Annotated in this window: 3 protein-coding genes; 1 reads left to right on the top strand and 2 read right to left on the bottom strand. The window is 30.3% G+C overall.

The features are described 5' to 3' along the window. Window positions 1-103: 103 nt before the first annotated feature. The gene (locus QS62_RS11770) at window positions 104-1,402 is read left to right on the top strand and encodes a restriction endonuclease subunit S (RefSeq protein ID WP_066110403.1); all 1,299 of its coding nucleotides are present in this window, start codon (window positions 104-106) and stop codon (window positions 1,400-1,402) included. Window positions 1,403-1,441: 39 nt separating this feature from the next. Here the strand turns inward: QS62_RS11770 and QS62_RS11775 are convergent, their stop codons facing one another. Both QS62_RS11775 and QS62_RS11780 read right to left on the bottom strand, forming a co-directional pair. Further along, complete coding sequence (locus tag QS62_RS11775) at window positions 1,442-2,245, bottom strand: tyrosine-type recombinase/integrase (RefSeq protein WP_066110405.1); 804 nt, start codon at window positions 2,243-2,245, stop codon at window positions 1,442-1,444. 86 nt (window positions 2,246-2,331) lie between these two features. After that, on the bottom strand, window positions 2,332-3,561 hold a 1,230-nt coding region (locus QS62_RS11780; protein WP_197496315.1), incomplete at its 5' end, for a restriction endonuclease subunit S.

Consider the following 3,561-nt stretch of genomic DNA (forward strand, 5'->3'; position numbering starts at 1 on the left):
TCCTCTTTTTGTGATAATACCTAAATAGGAAAAGCAAAGCCCACCAGCAAAGAATATAATTTAGCTGATGGAAAAGGATTTTATTTGCGTATGTCCTTAATCATTGGATTGTACTACTACAGGCTTTTTTTGTCTCAAAAACACTATACATAAATCCCCTTATGAGAATGAACCACTTTTTGAAGTTCCCGATAATTGGCAATTTGTTACTTTAAGCTCCATTTTTCAGCATAATACTGGTAAAGCACTAAATTCAGCAAATAGAGAGGGGGAGCTACTTGATTACATTACCACCTCTAATCTCTATTGGGGACATTTTGATTTAACAAATATAAAAAAAATGTTTTTTAAAGCATCTGAATTGGAAAAATATACTGTAAGAAAAGGTGATTTACTCGTTTGTGAAGGTGGAGATGTAGGTAGATCTGCAATTTGGAATTACGATTACTCTATTTGTATACAAAATCATATTCATAGATTACGACCAAAATATACTCTCAATATCACATTCTTTTTTTATGTGTTTATGTATTATAAAAATAAAAATTTAATTGGCGGTAAAGGAATAGGATTACAAGGTTTATCTAGTAGAGAATTAGCAAAAATATTACTACCCCTTCCTCCACTAGCCGAACAACAACGCATAGTCAAAGAAGTTGAAAAATGGTTTGCGGTAATTGATCAACTTGAAAAAGATAAAATTGACTTAGCACAAGCTATCAAACAAGCAAAAAGCAAAATCCTTGATCTTGCTATTCGAGGAAAGTTACTTGCACAAGATCCGAATGACGAGCCAGCAGAGAAGCTATTAAAACGCATTAATCCAAACTGGACACCTATGGGTAATTCACATTATCCGAAAATGCCTTTTGAACTGCCTAAGGGGTGGGTTTGGTGTAAATTACAAGATGTTTCTATAAACGAATTAGGTAAAACACTAGATAAATCCAAAAATACTGGTAAATTTTATGACTACTTATGCTCAGTAAATGTGAAATGGGGACATATTGATTTATCTCTTTTAAAAAAAATGAGATTAGAAGAACACGAAAAAGAAAGATATCGTGTAAAAAAGGGCGATTTGTTAATCTGTGAAGGCGGAGATGTTGGTCGTTCAGCAATTTGTAATTTTGATAAAGAAATATACTATCAGAATGCACTGCATAGAGTAAGATTTAAAAATAATATAAAAACTGAGTTTTATTTTTATGTACTATGGCTTTATAAAGAAAAATCATGGATTGATGATGTTAGTAGTGGAGTCACCATCAAACATTTTACTCAAAATTCGATTAATAAATTGATTTTCCCCTTTCCCCCACTAGCCGAGCAACAACGTATAGTTGAGAAAATAGAAATATTATTTACCGAATTAGATAATATTCAACATCATTTAAAGTAATATAAGATCGGATATGTAATCCGATCTTATAAATTAGTTTTACCAATCCACAATACGATCAACTAATTGCTGTTGTTCGCTTGCGGTACGGCGTAAATAAATACGCGTAGTTTCGATACTTTCGTGTCCCATTAAATCGGCTAGCAATGCAATATCATTAAATTTTTCTAAGAAATTTTTTGCAAACCGATGACGAAAAGAATGGGGATAAATCACGTTTTTATTTAGATTATATTTCTCAGCAAAATATTTAAGTTGTATTGCGATTCCTCGTGTTGTAATGCGATAACCATAGCGATTTAAAAACAAATAACCAGATGAAATTTGCTTTCTTTTTATCCATTCTAGGGCTTCTATACGTAAACATTTTGGAATGTATAACCGTCTGATTTTTCCGCCTTTAGAGTAAATATCTAAGTATCCAATCTGTAAATGTTCTGCTTTGATTTGTAATAACTCACTGACCCTTGCACCTGTTGCTGTCATAAACCAAACAACAAAATACCAATCAATATAGTTATCCTTTTTAAGTGAGGATTTTAAAAATTGATAATCGGCGTTGCTGATCACATTTTCGATAAAATTTTTCTGTTGAACTTTAATAAATTTAAGTTTTAACTTATCTTTTTTTATAAATTCAAGATATTTATTAATAGCTTGCAATCTTAAGTTAACCGTTTGAGGTTTAAAATTTTCAATTAAATAACCTTTATAAGCTAATAAGTTAGCGTGTTTTATTTCATTATAATGTTTAAAAAAATACTTTATTGTCCATAGATAAGAACTTATAGTATTTTCAGAGAGATTTTGTTTTTGTAGATAATGTTTAAAGTTGTTTTCCATTTTAAATTCCATTGTAGTTAATAGGAAAATAAATCATAACGTATTAATAACGATAAAATTTTATTAACTACAATGGAAAATCTATCTTAGACTTCTAACATTGTTTGTATGCGATCTAATTCTGAAAATAATTGCTCAATTTTCTCAACTATGCGTTGTTGTTCATTTAAAGAAGGAATCAAAAACAAAAAATTTTTCAAATCACTATAATGTCTAGCATAACCCTTATGTTTTATTTTATTACTTGCATTCATTATAAGAAAATAGGAAAACTTAGGATTGATTTTAGAAGTAATTATTTTTACTCCATCTGCACCTACAATAAAAGGAAAATTAACAAATTTAACTACTTTAGTGTGATCTCCAAAAATTATGATAGGAATTGATACTTGAGAAAACAGCTTTGTTTTATTATTACTATATCCTTCAATATGTTTAGAACTTTGGCTAATTACAGGATATTTTCCTGTTGTATTAATATCTTTTTGGTAAATCTGAAATGGTGTTGATGCAATATTACTAAATAATGAATCGAATTCACAAACCGCCCAACCCTTAGGCAGTTCAAAAGGCATTTTCGGATAATGTGAATTATCCATAGGCGTCCAGTTTGGATTAATGCGTTTTAATAGCTTTTCTGCTGGCTCATCATTCGGATCTTGTGCAAGTAACTTTCCTCGAATAGCAAGATCAAGGATTTTGCTTTTTGCTTGTTTGATAGCTTGTGCTAAGTCAATTTTATCTTTTTCAAGTTGCTCAATTACCGCAAACCATTTTTCAACTTCTTTGACTATGCGTTGTTGTTCAGCTAGTGGGGGAAGGGGAAAATTAAAGTTTTTTAATATATCTAGTGGTGGAATATTTTTAATTGCCGTCCCTTTACTTTCTTTATATGCTTCTATTTTCAATATAAAATCAAAATAAATAAGATAAAAATCCTCAATATTTCTATCAAAAAGCCTAATTAGCATTAACGCTTGATTAATAATTCCAACTGGTGCATTTTCAGATAATACATAGGTTTCTCCGATAGTACCTGCACAACTAACAATAATATCAAAAGGTTTTATTGCAAACCCTTTTAAAGACTCATATTTTTCTTTTGTAATATAGTATTCGCCTATATTTTCATTTTTTTGGATAGCATTTTTCTGCTCATAAACTTTGTAATTATCACTTGCTTTAGGAACAAACATTGATTTTGTTAAACTACTACCAAATGGTCCTTTCTTGTAAAATGCAATATCATCAAGCCTACACCAAACCCACCCCTTAGGCAGTTCAAAAGGGGGCTCATTCTGATAAGGGGATTTATG

The sequence above is a fragment of the Gallibacterium salpingitidis genome (assembly GCF_001678495.1).
Taxonomy (GTDB): Bacteria; Pseudomonadota; Gammaproteobacteria; order Enterobacterales; family Pasteurellaceae; genus Gallibacterium; species Gallibacterium salpingitidis.

Excerpts from the sequence above, each read along its gene's own strand:
- QS62_RS11775 (WP_066110405.1), bottom strand. The coding sequence starts at position 2,245 with ATGGAAAACAACTTTAAACATTATCTACAAAAACAAAATCTCTCTGAA.